Source organism: Massilia atriviolacea, from assembly GCF_003953935.1.
Classification (GTDB): domain Bacteria; phylum Pseudomonadota; class Gammaproteobacteria; order Burkholderiales; family Burkholderiaceae_D; genus Telluria_A; species Telluria_A atriviolacea.
In genome coordinates this window covers 1-25,082 of record NZ_RXLQ01000033.1, presented here as the reverse complement: position 1 = coordinate 25,082, position 25,082 = coordinate 1, and the positions used below count along the sequence as shown (strand labels likewise).

Sequence of the window (25,082 nt, the reverse complement as noted above, 5' to 3'; positions counted from 1 at the left end):
GACGGCAATATCGACTACCTCGGCCGCAACGACTTTCAGGTCAAGATCCGGGGCTTTCGCATCGAACTGGGCGAGATCGAAGCGCGCCTGACCGCCTGCGATGGCGTGCAGGATGCGGTGGTGCTGGTGCGCGAAGATGCGCCCGGCGAAAAACGCCTGGTCGCCTACCTGATCGGCGCCGGCCTGTCGCCGGCGTCGTTGCGCGAGCAACTGTCGGCCCACCTGGCCGACTACATGATCCCCGGCGCCTTTGTGACGTTGGACGCCTTTCCGCTGACGGCCAACGGCAAGCTCGATCGCAAGGCGCTGCCGGCGCCGGAAGGCGAGGCATTCGCCGTCAACGCCTACCAGGCGCCGTCCGGTCCGACCGAGGAAGTGCTGGCCCAGGTTTGGGGCGATGTACTGCGGCGCGAGCGGATCGGCGTGAACGACAACTTCTTCGACGTGGGCGGGGACTCCATCCGCAGCATTGCCATCGTCGCCAAAGCGCGCGAGCATGGCCTGGCGCTGGCCATTGTCGACATCTTCAAGGCGCCCACCATCGCCGCCCTGGCCGCGCTGCTGGACGCGCGCGAAGCCGTCACCGAAGAGCGCACCGAAGTATCGTTCATGAACGATGCCGACCGCGCCAGGCTGCCCGCGTCGGTGGTCGACGCCTATCCGGTCACCATGCTGCAGATGGGGATGGTCTTCCATAACCAGTACGAGCAGGAAGCGGGCCTGTACCATGAAGTGAGCAGCCACTGCATCGACCTGCCGTCGTGGCAGCCCGACGTCATGCGCATCGTACTCGACGCGATGGGCAGCAAGCACCCGGTACTGCGCACCTCCTTCGATCTGCACAACTACAGCGAAGCGCTGCAACTGGTGCATGCCGAGGCGCCGATTCCGCTGATCGTCACCGACATCAGCGCCCTGGACGGCGCCGCGCAGGACCAGGCGGTACATGCCTTCCTCGACCAGGAACTCAAGCGCAGCTTCGACCTGGCGACGGCGCCCCTGCTGCGCATCTTCATCCACGTTCGCAGCGCGAACAAGATCCAGTACACCTTCAGCGGTCACCACGCGATCCTCGACGGCTGGAGCGTGGCGTCGCTGCAAACGGAATTGTTCAAGCAGTACACGGCCCTCTGCGAAAGCGGCGCGCGCTCCCTGACGCTCGCCCCGCTGGCGCTCACGCCCAAGGTCAGCGCCGTGCGCGAACGTCAGGCCTTGCAGTCGCCGGCACAGCGCGCGTTCTGGAGCGGCTACCTGGCGGAACGCGAGTTTTCGGCCCTGCCGCCGGCGGAAGCGGCGGAAGACGATGTCGCCCGCGTGCGCAGCATCGACCTGCCGGACGCGGTCTGCCTCAAATTGCAGGCCCTGGCGAGCGAGCAGGAAGTGCCGATGCGGACCTTGCTGCTGTGCGCCCACATGCGCCTGCTGGCGACCCTGTCGGGCAAGACGGACGTCACCACTGGCCTGGTCAGCAACGTGCGGCCCGAAGAAACCGATGGCGACAAGGTCCTGGGCCTGTTCCTCAACACGCTACCGTTCCGCCAGAACCTGCGGCCGGCAAGCTGGCGCGACCTGGTCAAGGCCACCTATGCGTCGGAACTGGACGTGATGCAGCACCGCGACTATCCGTACTTCCAGCTGCACCTCGATAACGGCCGCCAGCCGCTGTACGACATCGTCTTCAACTACATCAATTTCCACGTCTACGACGAACTCGATACGCAGCCGGAGGACGGCGGGCTGACCAAGTCCTTCGAGGCCACCGGCTACGGCCTGGGCGTGAGTTGCAGCTACCAGAAAGGTCGTGGCATCCATCTCGACATGGACGCCAAGGCCATGCCGCCGGCGCAGGTGGAACGCATTCTCGGCTACTTCGTCGCCATCCTCACCAGCATGGCGAATGCGCCGGACAGCCTGCATACCGCGCACGACTTCATGGCCGATGCCGAACGCTCGCAACTGCTGCACTGCTTGCAGGGCAGCGCCGCCGACTGGCCGCGCGACGAACTGATTCACCAGCTGTTCGAACAACATGCGGCGGCGCAGCCGCACGCACTGGCCGCAGCGTTCGGCGCGCAGGAGATCAGCTACGGCGAATTGAACGCGCGCGCCAACCGGCTGGCCCATCATCTGCTGGCGTTGGGGGTCAAGCCCGACGACCGCGTTGCCATCTGCGCCACGCGCGGCATCGGCATGGTGGCCGGCCTGCTGGGCATCCTGAAAGCGGGCGCCGGCTATGTACCGCTCGATCCCGCCTATCCGGCGGACCGGCTGGCCTTCATGCTGCGCGACAGCGCGCCGGTGGCCGTGCTCACCGAGGATGCGCTGGCGGCGAATCTGCCTTCATCAGGCGTGCCGCTGGTGCTGCTCGACGAACCGCAGCGCTTCGCGCACCTTCCGGCCGCAAATCCCGACCCGGCGGCGCTGGGCCTGACCGCGTCTCATCTTGCGTACGTGATCTACACCTCGGGTTCCACCGGGCAGCCGAAAGGCGTGATGAACGCCCACCGCGGCCTGTGCAACCTGGCGCGCGCGCAGATCGACACCTTTGGCGTGCGTGCCGACAGCCGCGTGCTGCAATTCGTCTCGCTCAGTTTCGACGTCTGCATCTCCGAGGTCACCATGGCCCTGTGCAGCGGCGCCAGCCTGCACCTGGCACCGGCCAGCGCGCTGCTGCCGGGCGAGCCGCTGCTGGCCACCTTGCGCGACCGGCGCATCAGCCATGTCAGCCTGCCGATGGCGGTGCTGGCGGCGCTGCCCGCCGATGCCCAACTGGGCGAGGTGCACACCCTGATCGTCGGTGGCGAGGCGCTGCCGCCGGCGCTTGCCGATCACTGGTCCGCGCGCTTCAAGCTGTTCAACTCCTATGGCCCGACCGAAGCCACCGTGTGCGCCACCGTGTACCAGTGCCGCGCGCCCAATCCGCCGATGGTGCCGATCGGGCGGCCGCTGGCGAATAACCGGATCTACATCCTCGATGATGCGGGCCGGCCGGCACCGCTCGGCGTGACCGGCGAAATCCATATCGGCGGCGTGCAGGTAGCGCGCGGTTACCTGAATCGCCCGGAGCTGACCGCGCAACGCTTTATTGCGGACCCGTTCAGCCCTGACCCCGAGGCGCGCCTGTACAAGACCGGCGACCTGGGACGCTGGCTGGCCGACGGGAATATCGACTACATGGGCCGCAACGACTTCCAGGTCAAGCTGCGGGGATTTCGCATCGAGCTCGGTGAAATCGAATCGAAGCTGCTCGCCTGCGACGGCGTGCGCGAAGCGGTGGTGATGGCACGCGAGGATGCGCCGGGCGACAAGCGCCTGGTGGCCTACCTGGTCGCGCAGGACGGCGCGGCGCTTGCGCCGTCCTTGCTGCGCGCCAGCCTGTCGGCGCAACTGGCCGACTACATGGTGCCGGCCGCCTTCGTGGTGCTGGACGCCTTGCCGCTCACGCCCAACGGAAAGCTGGACCGCAAGGCGCTGCCTGCCAGCGCGGAGATCGCCATTGCGCCCGATTACGTCGCTCCCCGCAACGCCACCGAGGAACAGCTGGCACGGGTCTGGTGCGAGCTGCTGCGGCGCGAGCGGATCGGCGTGAACGAGAACTTCTTCGAGTCCGGCGGCCACTCGCTGCTGCTGGTGAAGATGCACAGCGAGCTGTCGGCCGCCTTCCCGGGCCGGCTGGCGATTGCCGATTACTTCACGCACAACAGCATCGCCAGGCTGGCAGGCTTCCTCGACGCCGGGCAGGGCACCGCCATCCGCGTGCCGGGCGCCATCGCACGGGCCGAGACCCGCAAGAACCGCATGGCCGTCCAGCGCGACAGCCGCCAGAAACGCACCCACTGACATCTTAGGAAAAACGACATGAACTCATTTACCGACAGCGTGCAGCACGACGACGACGACAGCAACGCGATTGCCATCATCGGCATGACGGGGCGTTTCCCGGATGCGCCCAACCTGGACCAGTTCTGGCGCAACCTGCGCGACGGCGTCGAATCGGTGCGGGCCGTCTCCGACGACGAATTGCTGCGCGCCGGCGTGGAGCAGGCCGCGCTCGACGACAAGCATTACATCAAGGTCGCCTCGATCCTCGACGGGATCGACCAGTTCGACGCCGACTTCTTCGGCATGTCGCCGCGCGAAGCGGAGTTGATGGACCCGCAGCACCGCCTGTTCATGGAGTGCGCCTGGGAGGCGCTGGAGCATGCGGGTTACGCACCGCGTTCCTACGACGGCGCCATCGGGCTGTATGCCGGCACCGCGACCAGCAGCTACCTGATCGAAAACATCGCCACCAATCCTGGCGTGATGGCGGCGGCCGGCATTCGCCAGCTCATGATGGTCAACGACAAGGACTTCCTGTGCGGGCGCATCGCGTATGAGTTGAACCTGCGCGGACCGGCAGTGGTTGTGCAGACGGCGTGCTCCACCTCGCTGGTGGCGGTGCATATCGCCTGCCAGAGCATCCTGAATGGCGAGTGCGACATCGCGCTGGCCGGCGGCGTGGCCATTTCGAATCTCGACAAGACCGGCTACTACTACACCGAGGGCGGGCTGTATTCGGCCGACGGCCACTGCCGCGCCTTCGACGCCGACGCCACCGGCATCATCGCCGGCAGCGGCCTTGGTGTCGTGGTGCTCAAAAGCCTGGCCAACGCGCGCGCCGATGGCGATACCGTGCATGCCATCATCCGCGGTTCGGCGATTAACAACGACGGCAAGGACAAGGCCAGCTTCACCGCGCCGAGCGTGGACGGACAGGCGGCCGTCATCAGCGAAGCGCAGGCCATCGCCGGCGTGGATGCGGACAGCATCAGTTATCTCGAAGCGCACGGCACCGGCACCATGCTGGGCGATCCGATCGAAATGAGCGCGCTCAAGCAAGCCTTCGCCGCGTCGACCGATGCGAGGCAGTTCTGCGCCGTCGGTTCGCTCAAGACCAACCTTGGCCACCTCGATGTCGCCGCCGGCGTGGCGGGGCTGATCAAGACCGTGCTGGCGCTGAAGAACCGCCAGCTGCCACCGAGCCTGCATTTCACGCGCGCCAATCCGCACATCGATTTCGACAACAGCCCCTTCTTCGTGAACGCGGCGCTCCGCGACTGGCCGGTGACGTCGTTACCGCGCCGTGCCGGGGTCAGTTCCTTCGGCATCGGCGGCACCAATGCCCACGCGGTGCTCGAGGAAGCCCTGCCGGTGCTGCCGTCCGGCCCATCGCGCGCATCCCAGGTGCTGATCGTCTCGGCCCGCAGTCCGTCCGCGCTCGACGCGGCCTGCGCCAACCTGGCCGGCTTTCTCGAGTCGCAGCCCGGCACCAGCCTGGCCGATGCCGCCTGCACCCTGCAGCGCGGGCGCGAGCATTTCCGCTACCGGCGCGCGCTTGCCGCCGCCGACAGTGCGCAAGCCGCGGCCGCGCTGCGTCTGCCTGTGCCGGTGGCCAGCGCCGGCGAGGTTCCGCCGCTGGTCTTCATGTTCCCGGGAGGGGGCACCCAGTACGTCAACATGGGGCGCGAACTGTACGAATCGGAAGCCGTGTACCGCGCCGTCATCGACGAATGCGCGCAGATCCTCGCGCCGCTGCTCGGGCTCGACCTGCGCAGCGTGATGTACACCGACGACAGCGCGCAGGCCGGCGCCACCCTGGACCGTACCGGTCTGGCCCTGCCGGCCCTGTTCGCAACCGAATACGCGCTGGTCAGGCAGTTCGAGGCATGGGGCATCCGTCCGCAGGCGATGGTCGGCCACAGCCTGGGCGAGTATGTCGCCGCCTGCGTGGCCGGCGTGTTCTCGCTGGCCGACGCACTGAAAATCGTGTCCGTGCGCGGACACCTGATCGGCAGCCTGCCGACCGCGAACATGCTGGCGGTGCTGGCGCCGGCCGAAGCGATGCAGGCGCGCCTGGGCGAGGGCCTGTGGCTGGCCTGTATCAATTCGCGCCAATCGTGCACCATCTCGGGTACGCGCGAGGCGACCGAGGCGCTGGCGGCCCAGCTGACGGCCGACGGCATCGACTTCCAGCTGCTGCAAGGCTGGCCCGCATCGCACTCCGGACTGATGACGCCCATCGTCGAACAGTTCCGCGCCGCCTTCGCCGGCATCGCCCTGCATGCGCCGGCGCTGCCCTACCTGTCGAACCTGAGCGGCGACTGGATCACGGCGGCCCAGGCCACCGATCCGCAATACTGGATCGACCACCTGTGCAGCACCGTGCGCTTTGCCGACGACGTGCGCCATGTGCTCAAGAACGAAGCCCATGTCTTCCTCGAGGTCGGCCCCGGCCACACCCTGTGCAACCTGCTCAAGCGCGAAGCGGCCGGCATGCCTGCCCCCAGGGTGGTCGCGTCGCTGCCACGGCGCGATGCCGATGTCACCAGCCTGACGGCGGCGCTCGACGCCCTCGGCCAGCTGTGGGCGCATGGCGCCGACGTCGACTGGAACGCCTTTTACGGCGGCCAGCGCCGCTACCGCATCGCGCTGCCGACCTATCCGTTCGAGCGCCAGCGCTACTGGATCGAGGCCGGCAGCAAACAGGCGATGGTCGCATCGGCAGCCACGGTCGACCTGGCGCAGGCCGAATCGGCGCCGCGTCAAGCCCTGTCCACCTATGCCCGGCCGGCCTTGCCGACCACCTTCGTGGCGCCGCAGGGCGCCACCGAATCCGCCCTGTGCGCGATCTGGGAAGAGATCCTGGGCGTGGCGCCGGTCGGCAGCGCCGACGACTTCTTCATCCTCGGCGGGAATTCGCTGATCGCCATCCAGCTGGCCAGCCGCATCCGCGCCGGATTCCGGGTCGACGTGCCGCTGCGCACCCTGTTCCGGGCGTCGACCGTGGCCGCCCAGGCGCGCGAGGTGGCCCTGGCCGGCGCCGGCGCCGCGAATGACGCGCCGGTATTGGCCGTGCGCGAACCCGGCAGGATGGTGGCGCCCTCGTTCGCACAGCGCCGCCTGTGCTTCATCGCCCAGCTCGACCCGGCCGCCAGCGCGGCCTACCATATCCTCAAGGGCTTGCGCATCGAAGGCCCGCTCGACATCGCGGTCCTGCAGGCCACCCTGGACCGCATCGTCGCGCGCCAGGCCAGCCTGCGCACCACCTTCGCCGAGGTCGATGGCGCCACCGTGCAGGTGATCGCGCCGGCCGGCAGCGGCTTTGCGCTGTCCCATCACGACCTCAGTCACCTGGGCGGTCATGAGCAGGAGTCGGCCGCCGCCCTGATCGGCGCCGACGAGGGCAGCGCCCCATTCAGCCTGTCGGAAGGGCCGCTGATCCGCGCCCGCCTGGTGCGCCTGTCGGCCGACGAACATATCCTCTTCATCACCCAGCACCACATCATTTCGGACGGCTGGTCGATCGGCATCCTGATGCGCGAAGTGGGCTTGCTGTACCAAGCCTTCAGCGAAGGCCGGCCCGACCCCCTGCCGCCGCTGGCGATCCAGTACGCCGACTACGCAGCCTGGCAGCAGGACTGGCTGCAGGGCGACGTGCTGCGCGCCCAGACGGCCTTCTGGACCGGTCACCTTGCCGGCGCCCCGGCGCTGCTGGAGCTGCCGACCGACCGGCCGCGTCCCGCCGTGCAGAGCTACGCGGGCGGGCACGTGCCGATCGTGCTGCCGCCGGCGCTCACCGCGGCGGTGCGCGCGCTCGGCCAGCGCCATGGAACCACCCTGTTCATGACGCTGCTGGCGGCTTGGTCGCTGCTGCTGGCGCGCCTGAGCGGGCAGGATGACGTCGTCGTCGGCACGCCGGTGGCGAACCGCCAGCGCACCGAAACCGAAGCGCTGATCGGCTTTTTCGTGAACACGCTGGCGCTGCGGGTGCGCTTCGACGATGGGCTGACCGTGGCCGGCCTGCTGGAGCAGGTCAAGGCCAGTACCCTGGGCGCCTACGATCACCAGGACCTGCCGTTCGATCACGTGGTCGAAGCGCTGCAGCCGGAACGCAGCATGAGCTACGGCCCCCTGTTCCAGGCCATGCTGAACCTGCACAACACGCCGGCCGACAGCGCGCTGTCCATGTCGGGCCTGACCCTGAGCCACTGCGACACCGCCGAAAACACGGCGCAGTGCGACCTGCTGCTGTCGCTGGACGACAGCGGAGAGCAGATCGGCGGCTCGATCAACTACGCCAGCGATCTTTTCGACGCTTCCACCGTGGAGCGGATCGCCGGCCATTTCCTCGTTTTGCTGGGCGCAATGGCGGGCGCCGCGACGGCCAAGGTGCGTCAACTGTCGTTTCTTACAGATACCCAGCGCGATCGAATACTGTCAGGATTCAATGACACTGCGGCGAGGTATCCGCAGGACGAATTGATCCACCACCTGTTCGAAGAACGCGTGGCGGCCCATCCCGAAGCACTGGCCCTGATGTACGAGGACGACAAAGTCAGCTATGCACAACTTAACCGCCGCGCCAACCAGCTTGCGCATCACCTTCTGTCGCTGGGCGTCAAGCCCGACGACCGGGTGGCCATCTGCGCCGCGCGCGGAGTCGACATGGTGGTCGGCTTGCTGGGCATAATGAAAGCCGGCGCCGGCTACGTTCCGCTCGATCCGGCTTATCCGGCCGAGCGGCTGGCCTTCATGCTGCGCGACAGCGCGCCGGCGGCCCTGCTGACGCAGGCCGCGCTGGCAGGGCATCTGCCGGCAGGCGGCACGCCGCTGGTCCTGCTCGACGGCGCCGCCGACCTGGCGCTGATCGGGGCTTGCGACAGCACCAATCCCGATCCGCAGGCGCTCGGCCTCACCAGCGAACACCTGGCGTATGTGATCTACACCTCCGGCTCCACCGGACAGCCGAAAGGCGTGATGAACGCCCACCGCGGCCTGTGCAACCTGGCGCGCGCGCAGATCGCCACCTACGGCGTCCATGCCGACAGCCGCGTGCTGCAATTCGTCTCGCTCAGTTTCGACGTCTGCATCTCCGAAATCGCCATGGCCTTGTGCAGCGGCGCCAGCCTGCACCTGGCGCCGGCCAGCGCGCTGCTGCCGGGCGAGCCGCTGCTCGCCACCCTGCGCGCGCACCGCATCAGCCATGTCAGCCTGCCGATGGCGGTGCTGGCAACCCTGCCGGCCGACGCCCAGCTGGGCGAGGTGCATACCCTGATCGTCGGTGGCGAAGCACTGCCGCCGGCGCTGGCGGACCATTGGTCGGCGCGCTGCAAGCTGTTTAACTCCTACGGCCCGACCGAGGCCACCGTGTGCGCCACCGTGTACCAGTGCCAGGCCCCCAATCCGCCGATGGTGCCGATCGGGCGGCCGCTGGCCAACACCCGCATCTACATCCTCGACGCGCTTGGTGAACCTGCGCCGGTGGGCGTGACCGGCGAGATCCATATCGGCGGCGTGCAAGTGGCGCGCGGCTACCTGAATCGTCCGGAACTGACCGCGCAGCGCTTCATCCCCGACCCGTTCGGACCCGATCCCGAGGCGCGCCTGTACAAGACCGGCGACCTGGGACGCTGGCTGGCCGACGGCAATATCGACTACATGGGCCGCAACGACTTCCAGGTCAAGCTGCGAGGATTCCGCATCGAGCTCGGTGAAATCGAATCGAAGCTGATCGCCTGCGCCGGCGTGCGCGACGCCGTGGTAGTGGCGCGCGAAGACGTCGCCGGCGACAAGCGCCTGGTGGCCTACCTGGTCGCGCAGGACGGCGCGGCCCCGCAGCCGTCGGAACTGCGCGCGCAACTGGGCACAGTGCTGGCCGAATACATGGTGCCGGCCGCCTTTGTGCTGCTCGAAGCCTTTCCATTGACCCCGAACGGCAAGGTGGACCGCAAGGCGCTGCCCGCACCGGATGGCGCCGCGCTCGTCGCGCGCCGCTACGAGGCGCCGCAGGGCGAGCTGGAATGCGCGATCGCCGCGATCTGGCAAACCTTGCTGGGCGTGCCGCAAGTCGGCCGCAACGACCATTTTTTCGAACTGGGCGGCTATTCGCTGCTGGCCACCCAGTTCGTCGCACGCCTTCGTGATGCGACGGGAATCGATCTCCCGCTGATGAAGGTTTTTCAAGCGCCGATCCTTGCCTCCCTTGCGGATGGCATCTTTCTGGCGGAACTGGGCAAATTCGACTCTGCCGATATCGACGATGTCATAGGCGACATCGACGATCTTTCGGACGAGGAGGTCGAAATGCTCCTGACGCGAGAGCGAGCGTATCTGCATTAATTACGCGGCTCTCGTCCGGATGACTCCTGCGAGAACCTGATGAATACTACTGTAGCGAATGACCTGAGTGCACGTAAGCGTGAGTTGTTGATGTTGCGTTTGAAGAGGACGGCGGTGGCGCAATCCCGCCCGCAGGCACCGCCTGCGATCGGCGCCGCCGACCGCCGCCAGGTCTTGCCCTTGTCGTTCGCGCAGCAGCGCTTGTGGTTTCTCGATCAACTCGATCATTCGGCCGGCGCCGCCTACCATATGCCGGCGGCGCTGCGCCTCAGCGGCGCTTTGGACAAGGCGGCGTTGCGCGCCGCGCTCGAACGGATGGTGGCGCGCCACGAAAGCCTGCGTACCACCTTCGCCTGCGTGGACGGCGAGCCGTCGCAGCGGATCGGCGCCGCGGACTGCGGCTTCGACCTGCGCGAGGCCGACCTGGGCCAACTGGAGGGCGAGGCGCAGCAGGCGGAAGTCATCCGCATCAGTAGCGAGGAAGTGAAGCGACTGTTCGACCTGGCGGCCGGACCCCTGATTCGCGGCCAGTTGCTGCGCCTGGGCGAGCGTGAGCATGTGCTGCTCCTGACCCAGCACCACATCATTTCGGACGGCTGGTCGATCGGCGTGCTGGTGTCGGAAGTGAGCGCCCTGTACCAGGCATTTGTGCAGGGCCAGCCCGACCCGCTGCCGGCGCTGGCGATCCAGTACGCCGACTATGCGGCCTGGCAGCGCGCCTGGCTGCAGGGCGAGGTGCTGCAGGCGCAGATCGCGTTCTGGACCGGCCACCTGGCCGGCGCGCCGGCGTTGCTGGAACTGCCGACCGACCGTCCACGCCCCGCTGTGCAGAGTCACGCCGGGTCCACCGCCCAATTCAGCCTGTCGCCGGCGCTGTCGGACGGCGTGCGCGCACTGAGCCAGCGCCATGGCGTCACCCTGTTCATGACCATGCTGGCCGCATGGGCCACCTTGTTGTCGCGCCTGAGCGGTCAGGGCGACGTGGTGGTCGGCACGGCGGTGGCCAACCGCCAGCGCACCGAGATCGAAGCGCTGATCGGCTTTTTTGTGAACACCCTGGCGTTGCGCGTGCGCCTGGACGACAATCCGACCGTGGCCGGCTTGCTGGAGCAGGTCAGGAACAGCACCCTGGCCGCCTACGAACACCAGGACCTGCCGTTCGAGCAGGTGGTCGACGCCTTGCAGCCCGAGCGCAGCATGAGCTACAGCCCCCTGTTCCAGACCATGATCAGCATGAACGACACGCCGTCCGGCGGCGCGCTGGCGTTGCCCGGCCTGAGCATCGCCGGCATCGAACAGGAAAAGACCACCAGCCAGTTCGACCTGAGCCTGGCGCTGACCGATGCCGGCACCCACATCGTGGCTGGTTTCAGCTACGCCGTCGGCCTGTTCGACAGCGCCACCATCGAGCGCATGTTCGGCCAGTTCGAGCGCCTGGTCGGGGCCATGGTGGCCGACGACACGCAGCGCATCGGCAGCCTGGCGCTGCTGGGCGAGGCCGAGCGTCATCAGGTACTGCGCGGCTTTAACGACACCGATACCAATTATGCCCAGGGCGAATTGCTGCATGGGCTGTTCGAAGCGCGTGCGCTGGCGCAGCCCGATGCACCGGCCCTGGTCTGCGAGGACGAGACCCTCAGCTACGACGAACTCAATTTCCGCGCCAACCAGCTGGCGCGCCACCTGCTGGCGCTAGGCGTCAAGCCGGACGACCGCGTGGCCATCTGCGTCGAGCGCAGCGTCGACATGGTGGTCGGCCTGTTCGGCATCCTCAAGGCCGGCGCGGGCTACGTGCCGCTCGATCCGGGCTACCCGGTCGACCGCCTGGCCTTCATGCTGGCTGACTGCGCACCGGCGGTGCTGCTGACCCAGCAGGCCCTGGCTGCCGTACTCCCCGCACCCGGCGTGCCGGTGGTGGTGCTCGACGGTGCGGACGCGCCGCTGATCGCCTGGCGCGACGGCAGCAATCCGGACGTCGCGGGCCTGTCGGGCGCCAGCCTGGCGTACGTGATCTATACCTCTGGGTCGACCGGCATGCCGAAGGGCGTGATGAACGAGCACCACGCGGTGGCCAACCGCCTGCACTGGATGCAGGAGCGCTTTGCGCTGGACGCGCACGACCGCGTGCTGCAAAAGACGCCGTTCAGCTTCGACGTGTCGGTGTGGGAGTTTTTCTGGCCGCTGCTCGCCGGCGCCGCCATCGTGCTGGCCAAGCCGGAAGGGCACAAGTCGCCCGAGTACCTGCGCCAGCTGATCGACCGCAGCGGCGTGACCACCCTGCATTTCGTGCCGTCGATGCTGCAGGCCTTCATGGAGCAGGCGCAGCTCTGGCGCAACACCAGCATCAGGCGCGTGTTCTGCAGCGGCGAGGCCTTGCAGCCGGCGCTGCGCACGCGCTTTTGCGCGGCCTGGCCGCAGATGGAACTGCATAACCTGTACGGTCCGACCGAAGCGGCGGTCGACGTCACCTGGTTCGACTGCACCAGTGGCGGCTGGCCCGGCATGGTGCCGATCGGCCGTCCGATCGCCAATACCCGAATCTACATCCTGGACGCGCACGGCCAGCCGGTGCCGCAAGGCGTCGCGGGCGAAATCCACATCGGCGGCGTGCAGGTGGCGCGCGGCTACTTCAACCGCCCGGAACTGACGGCGGAGCGCTTCATCGGCGACCCGTTCAGCGATAGGGAAGGCGCGCGCCTGTACAAGACCGGCGACCTGGGACGCTGGCTGGCCGACGGCAACGTGGAATACCTGGGCCGCAACGACTTCCAGGTCAAGATCCGGGGCTTTCGCATCGAGCTCGGTGAAATCGAAGCGCGCCTGCTGGCCTGCGAAGGCGTGCGCGACGCCGTGGTGCTGGCGCGCGAAGACGTTCCCGGCGACCAGCGCCTGGTGGCCTATCTGCTCGGCGAGGCCCTGGCGCCGGCGGCCCTGCGCAGCCAGTTGTCGGCGCACCTGGCCGATTACATGATTCCGAGCGCTTTTGTGACGCTCGACGCCTTCCCGGTCACCGCCAACGGCAAGCTCGATCGCAAGGCGCTGCCCGCGCCCGACGCCGGCGCCGTCATCAGCCGCGCGTACGAAGCGCCGCACGGCGAGACCGAACTGGCAATCGCCGCCATCTGGCAGCCCTTGCTGGGTATCGAACAGGTCGGCCGCCACGACCACTTCTTCGAACTTGGCGGACACTCGCTGATGGTGGTGAAGGTGATCGAGCAGTTGCGCAAGCAGGGCTGGAATGCCGACGTGCGCAGCGTTTTCGCCGCGCCGAGCGTGGCTGCGCTTGCCGCCCTGCTGGGCGCCAAAGGCAGCGGTCCGCGCCGCGCGGTCGCTCCGCCCAACCTGATCCGGCCGGACAGCACCCGTATCACGCCGGACATGCTGACCCTGATCTCCCTGTCGCAGGACGACATCGACCGCGTCGTGGCGCGCGTGCCGGGCGGCGTAGCCAATGTGCAGGATATCTATCCGCTGGCGCCCCTGCAAACCGGGATGCTGTTCCATCATGTGCTGGAAAGCGACGGCGACCCGTACCTGATGTGCGCCGCCCTCGGCTTCGACCACCGCGCCCGCCTCGACGCCTTCCTCGGCGCGCTGCAGCAGGTGATCGACCGCCACGACATCCTGCGCAGCGCGGTGATGTGGGCCGACCTGGCTACCCCGGTGCAGGTGGTGTTCCGCGCCGCTACGCTGCCGGTCGAAGAACTGGTCTTCGGCGGCGCCGACGGCTGCCTCGATCAACTGATGGCGCATGTCGATTCGCGCCGCCTGCGCCTCGACCTGCAGCGCGCGCCGCTGCTGGCAGCCTTCATCGCGCGCGACGCCGCCAGCGGCGAGTGGCTGCTGGCGCTGGCCTACCACCACCTGGTGTCCGACCACGTCACGCTCGAGTGCATGGTGGCGGAAGTGCAGGCCATCATGCAGGGCCTGGGCGAGAGCCTCCCGGCGCCGGTACCGTACCGGAATTTCATCGCCCACACCCTGACCGTGGACGCCTCCGCGCACGAACAGTACTTCCGTGAGCAACTGAGCGACATCGACGAGCCGACCGCCCCATTCGGCCTGCTCGACGTGCAGGGCGACGGTTCCCAGGTCGAGGAAGCCCACGCCATGCTGGACGATGCGCTGGCGCTGCGCATCCGCGAATCGGCGCGCCGCCACGGCGTGACCCCGGCGGTCGTGTTCCATGTCGCCTGGGCCCAGGTGCTGGGCCAGTGCAGCGGACGTGACGATGTGGTGTTCGGCACGGTCCTGCTGGGCCGGATGCAGGGCGAAGAGGGCTCGGCCCAGGTGATGGGCATGTTCGTCAATACGCTGCCGGTGCGGGTCTCGCTGGCGCAGGCCACGGTGGCGCAGGCGGTGGACCAGGCGTATCGCCAGCTGACCGACCTACTGGTGCACGAACAGGCCTCGCTGGCGCTGGCCCAGGGCTGCAGCGGCGTGGCCTCGCAACTGCCGCTGTTTACTACCCTGCTGAACTACCGCCACAGCAACGTCAAGGCCGATGCCGGCCCGGCCTGGGACGGCATCCGCATGTTCTCGGGCGAGGAGCGCATCAACTATCCGATCGGCGTGGCCGTCGATGACCTGAACCACGGCTTTGCCATCACCGCGCAGTGCGACGGCGTCGACCCGCAGCGGATTGCCGCCATGCTGACCAAGGCGGTGGCCGGCGTCGTGGCCGCACTGGAGCAGGATCCGCACGCGAAACTGTGCACTGTCGATGTGCTGGACGCGGCGGAGCGCGCGCAGGTGGTGGAAGGCTTTAACGATACCGCCAGCGACTACCCGCGCGATGGCCTGATCCACCAGGTCTTCGAAGCGCAGGCCAGGGCCAGGCCGCAGGCTGTGGCGCTCGAATCGTGCGACGACGACCTGACCTACGACGAATTGAACCGGCGCGCCAACCAGCTGGCGCGCTACCTGCGCGCGCGCGGCGTCAAGCCGGACGAGCGCGTGGCCATCTGCGCCGAGCGCAATCTGGACCTGGTCGTCGGCCTGCTCGGCATCCTGAAGGCCGGCGCCGGCTATGTGCCGCTCGACCCGGCCTATCCGGCCGAACGCCTGGCCTTCATGCTGGAAGACAGCGCGCCGGTGGTCTTGCTGACCCAGGCCTCGATGGCCGACGGCATCGCCGCCCACGGGGTGCCGGTGGTGGTGATGGATGGCGCGCTCGAAAGCGCCCTGATCGGCGCCCAGTCCGAGCGCGACCTCGATGCCGGCGAACTGACCGCCCGCAATCTCGCTTACATCATCTACACCTCCGGCTCGACCGGCAAGCCGAAGGGCACCCTGGTCGAACACCGCAACGTGCTGCGCCTGGCCGTCAACGGCGGTTTCGCGCCGCTGGGGGCCGACGATTGCATCGCCCATTGCGCCAGTCCATCCTTCGATGCCAGCACCTGGGAGATCTGGGCCGCCCTGCTGAACGGCGCGCGCATCGTGCTGGTGCCGCAGGCGACCCTGCTCGATCCGGCCGCCTTCAACCGCCGCCTGATCGAGACTGGCGTCAGCGCGCTGTGGCTGACCGCGGGCCTGTTCAACGAATACGTGGACGCGCTGGAACCTGCCTTTGCACGCCTGCGCTACCTGCTGGTCGGCGGCGATGCGCTCGATCCGCGCACGGTGGCCCGCGCGCTCGGCAAGGCGCAGCCGCCGGCCCACTTCATCAACGGCTATGGCCCGACCGAGAGCACCACCTTCGCCTGCACCTATGAAGTGACGGCGGTGGCGCCGGGTGCGCGCGGCGTGCCGATCGGCCGGCCGATCGCCAACACCCAGGTGTATGTGCTCGACCGCGGGCTGCGGCCCGCGCCGATCGGCGTGACGGGCGAAATCTACATCGGCGGGGACGGCCTGGCGCGCGGCTACCGCAACCGTCCGGACCTGACCGATGAACGCTTTGTCGCCAGCCCGTTCGGCGGCGAGGGCGCGCGCCTGTACAAGACCGGCGACCTGGGACGCTGGCTGGCCGACGGCAATCTGGAATGCCTGGGCCGTAACGACTCCCAGGTCAAGCTGCGCGGTTTCCGCATCGAGCTTGGCGAGATCGAAGCCAGGCTGGCCGAGTGCGAGGGCGTGCGCGAAGCACGGGTGATCGCGCGCGAAGACGCGCCCGGCGCCAAGCGCCTGGTGGCTTACCTGCTGACCGAGGACAAGGAGGCGTTTGCGCCGGAAACGCTGCGCACCGCACTGCTGGCCTGCCTGCCCGACTACATGGTGCCGTCGGCGTTTGTCGCGCTCGATGCGTATCCGCTGACCGCCAACGGCAAGCTCGATCGCGCCGCGCTGCCCGCACCCGGCATGGCGGCGGTGGCGGCCGGCGCCTACGAGGCGCCGCTGGGCGCGACCGAAGCGACGATTGCCCGCATCTGGCAGGAGCTGCTCGGTCTCGACCGGATCGGCCGTCACGACGACTTTTTCGAACTGGGCGGACACTCGCTGATGGCGGTGACCCTGGTCGGGCGCCTGCGCCAGGAACTGGGCGTGGAAGTGAGCATGCGCGAGCTGTTCGGCCACCCGACCCTGGGCGACTTCGCCGAGGCCGCCGCGCGTGCCAAGGCTGCGACCCTGACGCAGATCGTGGCGGCCGACCGTAGTGCGCCGCTGCCGCTTTCGTTCGCGCAGCAGCGCCTGTGGTTCCTCGACCAGCTCGATCATGCGGCCGGTGCGGCTTACCACATGCCGGCCGCGCTGCGCCTCAAGGGCCAGCTCGATCCGCATGCGCTGCAGGCGGCGCTGGACCGCATCGTTGCGCGCCACGAAAACCTGCGCACCACGTTCCGCAGCGTCGACGACGCAACGGTGCAGGTGATCGGCGCGCCGGAGCAGGGCTTTGCTCTGCTGCATACCGACCTGCGCCACCTGGAGGAAGAGGAACAGCAGGCGGCGGCAGCCGCCATCGGCGACGCCGAAGGCTGCGCGCCGTTCGACCTGGCCACCGGTCCCCTGGTGCGCGGCCAACTGCTGCGCCTCGGCGACGACGAGCATATCCTGCTCATCACCCAGCATCACATCGTCTCGGACGGCTGGTCGATCGGCGTGCTGGTGCGCGAAGTGAGCGCGCTGTACGCGGCCTTCAGCGCCGGCCAGGCCGATCCGCTGCCGCCTCTGGCGATCCAGTATGCCGATTTCGCAGCCTGGCAGCGCGCCTGGCTGCAGGGCGAGGTGCTGGCGCGCCAGGTCGGCTTCTGGAAAACGCATCTGGAAGGCGCCCCGGCGCTGCTGGAACTGCCGGCCGACCATCCGCGTCCGGCCGTGCAGGGCTACGCCGGCCGCCATGTCGACTTCGTGCTGCCGCCCGAGTTGACCACCGCCTTGCGCGCCCTCAGCGCCCGCCATGGCGCCACCCTGTTCATGGTCATGCTGGCCGGCTGGTCTGCCCTGCTGGCGCGCCTGAGCGGCCAGGACGACGTGGTGATCGGCACCCCGGTGGCGAACCGCCAGCGCACCGAAGTCGAAGCGCTGATCGGCTTCTTCGTCAATACGCTGGCGCTGCGCGTCTCGCTGGCCGAAGGCCTGACCGTGGCCGGCCTGCTGGAGCAGGTCAGGAGCGCCACCCTGGGCGCCTACGAACACCAGGACCTGCCGTTCGAGCAGGTGGTGGACGCGCTCAAGCCGGTGCGCAGCATGAGCTACACGCCGCTGTTCCAGGTCATGCTGAGCATGAACAATACGCCCGCATCCGGCACCACCGGCCTGCAGGGACTGGTCATCAGCACGGTCGAACAGGCTGGCAATACCACCCACTTCGACCTGAACCTGGCCTTGTCCGAATCGGACGACGTGATTGTCGGCCGCCTCGATTACGCCTGCGACCTGTTCGAAGCTGCCACCGTCGAACGCTTCGCTGCCGCCTACGCGGCCCTGCTGGGCCAGATGGCCGCCGGCGAACAGCAGCTGGTGAGCCGCCTCGACCTGCTCGGCGCCGACGGCCGCGCGCAGGTCACGACCGGCTTCAACGACACCGCCTGCGACTTCCCGCGCGAGCGCACCATCCATGGCATGTTCGAAGAACAGGCGGACGCGCAGCCAGAATCCCTTGCCGTGGTGTACGGGGACGACAGCATCACCTACGCGGAACTGAACCGCCGCGCCAACCAGGTCGCGCATACCCTGACCGGCATGGGCGTGAAAACCGGCGACCGCGTGGCGCTGTGCGTCGGGCGCGGCGTGGCCATGGCCATCGGCTGGCTGGGCATCATGAAGTGCGGCGCGGCCTATGTGCCGATGGAGCCGGACCAGCCGGCCGACCGCATCGCCTACATGCTGGCCGACAGCGGTGCGCTGTGCGTGCTCACTACCGCATCCACCGGCCTGACCGCCGCCGTGCCGGTACATGACCTCGACGGCCCGCTGTTCGCCGCCGCAGCCGCAAGCGATCCGGCCGTGCCGGAACTCGGCGCGCGCGATGTCGCCTACGTGATCTACACGTCCGGCTCCACCGGCGCCGCCAAGGGCGTGATGGTCGAACACCGGTCGGCCATCAACTTCTGGCAGGCGATGTGCAGGTCGACCCACGAGGGTTGCCCGCAGCCTGCGCAGATCGGCCTGAACGCGTCCTACGCCTTCGACATGTCGTGGAAGGGCTGGCTGCAACTGCTGTCCGGCCACTGCATCCATCCGGTCCCGCAGGACATCCGTGCCGACGGCGCGCAGATGCTGGACTGGCTGGCGCGGCACCGCATCGACGTCTTCGACAGCACGCCGTCACAGCTGGAAGTACTCCTCGCCGCCGGCCTGCTGGAGCATCCCGCGTACGCACCATACAGCGTGCTGCTGGGCGGCGAACCAATCCAGGCCGCGACCTGGGACCGGCTCAAGCAGTCGGCGCGCACCCGCTTCTTTAATATGTACGGCCCGACCGAATGCACGGTCGACGCCACCCTGGGGCGCATCCTGGCAAGCGACAGGAAGCCGCACATCGGCCGTCCGCTGGCCAACGCGCAGGTATATGTGCTCGACGGCGAGCGCCAGCCGGTGCCGGTCGGCGTGACCGGAGAACTGTATATCGGCGGCGCCGGCGTGGCGCGCGGTTACCTGAACCGCCCCGAACTGACGGCAGATCGTTTTGTCGCCGACCCGTTCGGCGCCGACCCGCAGGCGCGCCTGTACCGCACCGGGGACCTGGCGCGCTGGCGCGAGGACGGCAATATCGACTACCTTGGCCGTAACGACTTCCAGGTCAAGATTCGCGGCTACCGCATCGAACTGGGCGAGATCGAAGCGCGCCTGCTTGCCTGCGAGGGCGTGCGCGAAGCAGTGGTGCTGGCGCGCGACCTCGGTGCGGGCGACCTGCGCCTGGTGGCCTACCTGACCGGCGCCGCCGTCGATGCAGCCGACCTGCGCAGGCAGTTGGCCCAGCACCTGGCCGACTACATGCTGCCGGCCGCCTTTGTCCACATCGAGCGCATGCCGCTCAACGCCAACGGCAAATTGGACCGCCGCGCCTTGCCCGCGCCCGACATGGGCGACATGGTCACGCGCCAGTACGAGGCGCCGCAAGGGCCGCTGGAGCAGGCCGTCGCGCTGATCTGGCAAGACCTGCTGCAGGTGCAGCGGGTCGGCCGCAACGACCACTTCTTCGACATGGGCGGACACTCGCTGCTGGCGGTGCGCGTGGTGTCGCGGATTCGCCAGGAAATCGGTATCGAGGTCGCCTTGCGCGAGCTGTTTGCCTTCCCCGTGCTCGACGCTTTTGCGGCGCAGCTGGGCGGCGCGGCCGCGAGCGCGGTTGGCGCCATTCCGGCCGCCGACCGCAGCGGACCGCTGCCGCTGTCGTGGGCGCAGCAGCGCCTGTGGTTCCTCGACCGGCTCGATGCGGCCGCCGGTGCCGCCTACCACATGCCGGCCGGCCTGCGCCTGGAAGGAGAACTCGACCTGCCCGCGCTGAAGGCGGCGCTGGACCGCATCGTGGCGCGCCACGAGATCCTGCGCACCACCTTCGTCATGCACGACGAGCAGCCGGTGCAGCGCATCGGCGCCGCCGATATCGGCCTGGCCATGCAGGAGCACGACCTGAGCCCCCTGTGCCGCGAGAACCGGGAGGCCAATTTCGAGCGCATCAAGGCCGAGGTATTCCAGGGCGCCTTCGACCTGTCGCAAGGGCCGCTGATTCGCGCCGCCCTGGTACGCCTGGAGGCGGGCGTGCACGTGCTGCTGCTTTGCCAGCATCACATCATCTCGGACGGCTGGTCGCTCGGGGTGCTGGTCAACGAGGTCGGCGCGCTGTACGCCGCCATGCGCGACGGCAGCCCGGATCCGCTGGCGCCATTGGGCATCCAGTATGCCGACTATGCGGCCTGGCAGCGCGCCTGGCTGCAGGGCGACGCCTTGCAGGAGCAGGTCGATTTCTGGACAAGGCACCTTGCCGGCGCGCCGGCCTTGCTGGCCTTGCCGACCGACCGTCCGCGTCCGGCCGAGCAAAGCTATGCGGGGCGCAGCGTGAGCTTCATGCTCGATGCCGATGTCAGCGCCGGCTTGCGGCAACTGAGCCAGCGCCACGGCACCACCTTGTTCATGACGGCGCTGGCCGCATGGGGCGTGCTGCTGGCGCGCATGAGCGGCCAGGACGATGTGGTGATCGGTACGCCGATCGCCAATCGCGGCCGCAGCGAAACCGAAGCGCTGATGGGATTTTTCGTCAACACCCTGGCGCTGCGCATCCGCATCGCCGATGCCCCGAGCGTGGCGGCCCTGCTGGCGCAGGTCAGGCGCGATACGCTCGACGCCTACAGCCATCAGGATATTCCGTTCGACCAGGTGGTCGATGCGCTCAAGCCGGTGCGCTCGATGAGCCATAGCCCGCTGTTCCAGGCCTTGCTCACATTCGATAACGAGGCCAAAGGCGGTGGCGTGTCGCTGCCGGGCCTGGAGATCGGCAGCGTCGAACAGACGCGCACCACCACTCACTTCGACCTGTCGCTGGCCATGAGCGAGGCGGGCGGCATCATCGGCGGCAGCCTGACGTACGCCAGCGCCCTGTTTGACGAGGGCAGCATGGAGCGCCTGGCCGATTGCTTCCAGGTCCTGCTGGGGGCGATGGTGGAAGACGACTCGCGCAGCGTGGCGGAACTGCCTTTGCTGGGCGCCGCGCAGCGTGCGCAGGTGCTGGAAGGCTTTAATGCGTGCACCGTGCCGGCCGGCGAGGCGCAGCTGATTCATCAACTGTTCGAACAGCAGGTGCTGGCGCATCCCGATGCGGCGGCCCTGAGCTTCGAAGGAACGAGCGTCAGCTATGCCCAGTTGAATCGCCAGGCCAACCGCCTGGCGCACCGCCTGCTGTCGCTCGGCGTCAAGCCGGATCAGCGCGTGGCGATCTGCGTCGAGCGCGGCCTGGACATGGTGGCCGGCCTGCTGGCCATCCTGAAAGCCGGCGCCGGCTACGTGCCGCTCGATCCGGCCTATCCGCAGGAGCGCCTGGCCTTCACCCTGGCCGACAGCGCACCGGTGGTCCTGCTGACCCAGGCCGCGCTGGCCGGCAGCCTGCCTGCGCACGGTGTGCCGGTGCTGGTGCTCGACGGCGCGGTGGAAGCGGGCATCGTCGCCGCGCATAGCGACGCCAATCCGGATGTGGCGGGACTGGGCGCCGCGCATCTGGCTTACGTGATCTACACGTCCGGCTCCACCGGCCAGCCGAAAGGCGTGATGGTCGAGCACCGCCAGGTGACCCGACTGCTCTCGTCCACCGACCACTGGTTCGGCTTCGGACGCGGCGATGTGTGGACCCTGTTCCATTCGTTCGCCTTCGACTTCTCGGTATGGGAAATCTGGGGGGCGCTGCTCAAGGGCGGCCGCCTGGTGGTCGTGCCTTACCTGACCAGCCGTTCGCCGCAGGACTTCTACGCGCTGTTGTGCAGCGAGGGTGTGACGGTGCTAAACCAGACTCCGAGCGCGTTCCGTCAGTTGATCGCGGCCCAGGGCGAGCATGGCGAAGCGCACCAGCTGCGCTGGGTGGTCTTCGGCGGCGAGGCGCTGGAAACGGCATCGCTGCAGCCGTGGTACCGCCGTCCATGCAATGCGGCTACCACGCTGGTGAACATGTACGGCATTACCGAGACCACGGTGCACGTGACCTATCGCGCACTGACGGCGAGCGACGCGCAGGCAGGCATGGGCAGTCCGGTCGGACGCCCGATTCCCGACCTGCAGGTCTACATTCTCGATGCGCTGCGCCAGCCGGTACCGGTCGGCGTGGCCGGCGAACTGTATGTCGGCGGCGCTGGCGTGGCGCGCGGCTACCTCAATCGCGACGCGCTGACGGCGGAGCGCTTCATCCCCGATCCGTTCGGCGCACAAGCCGGTGCGCGCCTGTACAAGACGGGCGACATCGGCCGCTGGCTGGCCGACGGCAGCATCGACTACCTGGGACGCAACGACTTCCAGGTCAAGATCCGCGGCTTCCGCATCGAGCTCGGTGAAATCGAGGCGCGGCTGCTGGACTGCGACGGCGTGCGCGAAGCGGTGGTGCTGGCGCGCGAGGATGTGCCGGGCGATAAACGCCTGGTGGCCTACCTGGTCGGTGCGGAGCTGGCGCCGGCAGCCCTGCGCAGCCAGCTGGCAGAGCATCTTGCCGACTACATGATTCCAAGCGCCTTTGTCACGCTTGAAGGGTTCCCGCTGACCGCCAACGGCAAGCTTGACCGCAACGCCTTGCCGAGGCCGGACGGCAGCGCCATCATCGTACGCGAGTACCAGGCGCCGAGCGGCGCGACGGAAACGGCCGTCGCGCGCATCTGGCAGGAGCTGCTGGGTGTTGATGCCGTGGGCCGGCACGACCAGTTCTTCGAACTTGGCGGGCACTCGCTGATGGCGGTGCAGCTGGTGGCGCGCCTGCGCCAGGAGCTTGGCGTCGAAGTCAGCCTGCGCGATCTTTTTGCCCATCCCGCGCTGATCGATTTTGCGGCGCTGGTGGCGCGCGGCGCTGCCGCGACGATGACGGCGATCGCCGTCGCCGACCGCAACGGGCCGCTGCCGCTGTCGTTCGCCCAGCAGCGGCTGTGGTTCCTCGATCAGTTGGATAGCGCCGCCGGCGCGGCATATCACATGCCGCTCGCTCTGCGGCTCAAGGGGGCGCTCGACAAGTCCGCCCTGCGGGCCGCGCTGGACCGCATCGTGGCGCGCCACGAGAGTCTGCGCACCAGTTTCGTCACCGTCGGGGGCGTGGCGGTCCAGGTCATCGGCGACGCGGACCAGGGCTTCGCGCTGGCTCATGCCGACCTGCGCGGCATGGCCGGGCATGAGGCTGCGCAGGCCGACGAGGCACGGGCGCCGTTCAACCTCGCCACCGGTCCGTTGATCCGGGGTCGGCTGCTGCGTGTCGGCGACGACGAGCACATTCTGCTGATCACCCAGCACCACATCATTTCCGATGGCTGGTCGATGGGCGTGCTGGTGCGCGAAGTCAGCGCCTTGTATGCCGCTTTCAGCACGCTGCAGGCCGACCCGCTGCCACCGCTGGCAATCCAGTATGCCGACTACGCCGCATGGCAACGCGGCTGGCTGCAAGGGGAGGTGCTGGCGCAGCAAACCGCGTTCTGGTCGAATCATCTGGCCGGCGCCCCGGCGCTGCTGGAAATGCCGACCGACCGTCCGCGTCCAGCGGTGCAAAGCTACGCGGGCGGCGAAGTGCGCTTCGTGCTGCCCGGCGCCCTCACCAACAGCCTGCGCAACCTGAGTCGCCGCCATGGCACCACCCTGTTCATGACCATGCTGGCCGGCTGGTCAAGCCTGCTGGCGCGCATGAGCGGACAGCACGATATCGTCATCGGCACGCCGGTGGCCAATCGCCAGCGCACCGAAGTCGAAGCGCTGATCGGCTTCTTTGTCAATACACTGGCCCTGCGCGTACGCCTGGACGACGATCCGACGGTGGCCGAGCTGCTGGCGCAGGTCAAGGCGTCGACGCTTGACGCGTACCAGCATCAGGACCTGCCATTCGAGCAGGTAGTCGATGCGCTCAAACCGGTGCGCTCGATGAGCTACAGCCCTGTATTCCAGTCGATGCTCACCATGAATAACACGCCGGTCGCGGCCAGCGGCGGCTTGCAGGGTCTGGACATCACGCCGGTCGGCCAGGCCGGCGGCAGCACCCACTTCGATCTGAGCCTGGCGCTGACCGAACATGGCGACGTGATCGCCGGCCAGCTCGATTACGCCAGCGACCTGTTCGACCCGGCCACCATGGAACGCCTGGCGGAGCGCTTCTCGCTTCTGCTGTGCGCCATGGTGACGGACGAACAGCAGCGCGTGAGCCGGCTCAATCTGGTCGGCAGCGACGAGCGACGCCGCCTGCTTGAGCAGTTCAACGACAGTGTGCTGGACTTCCCCGAGCAGGCGCTGATCCATCAGCTGTTCGAGGAACAGGCTGCGCGCCTTCCCGACGCGCCGGCGCTGACCTTCGAAGGCAGCACGCTCACCTACGCCCAGTTGAACCAGCGTGCCAACAAGCTGGCGCACCATCTGCGTACGATGGGAGTGCAAGCCGACGACTGCGTGGCGGTCTGCCTGGAGCGCGGCATCGACATGGTAACCGGCCTGCTCGGCATCCTGAAGGCCGGCGCCGCGTACGTGCCGCTCGATCCCGCTTATCCGGCGGACCGTCTGGCGTACATGCTCGGCGACTGCTCGCCGGTTGCGCTGTTGACGCAGCATTCCTTGTCCCACATCCTGCCCGCGCATGCGGTTCCCGTTGTGCTGGTTGACGACGCGCAGCTTGCGGCGCAAAGCGGCGCCAATGTGCCATCGCAGGCGTCGGCCGCCAGTCTCGCGTATGTCATCTACACGTCCGGATCGACCGGCATGCCGAAGGGCGTGATGATCGAGCACCGGAATGCCGTCAACTTCATCGCCTGGGCGCAGCAATCGTTCGTCAGGGAACAGCTGGAGCAGACACTGTTCTCGACGTCGATCAACTTCGACCT

General features: G+C 68.2%; 3 protein-coding genes. All 3 read left to right on the top strand.

Going from position 1 to position 25,082, the window contains the following annotated elements:
- A partial coding sequence (locus tag EJB06_RS30825) for a non-ribosomal peptide synthetase (protein ID WP_126077856.1) occupies positions 1-3,840 on the top strand: 3,840 nt, incomplete at its 5' end.
- A gap of 18 nt (positions 3,841-3,858) precedes the next feature.
- Positions 3,859-10,161, top strand: a complete 6,303-nt coding sequence (locus tag EJB06_RS30820; protein WP_126077855.1) for a non-ribosomal peptide synthetase/type I polyketide synthase — start codon at positions 3,859-3,861, stop codon at positions 10,159-10,161.
- A gap of 90 nt (positions 10,162-10,251) precedes the next feature.
- On the top strand, positions 10,252-25,082 hold a 14,831-nt coding region (locus EJB06_RS30815), incomplete at its 3' end, for a non-ribosomal peptide synthetase (protein ID WP_164558089.1).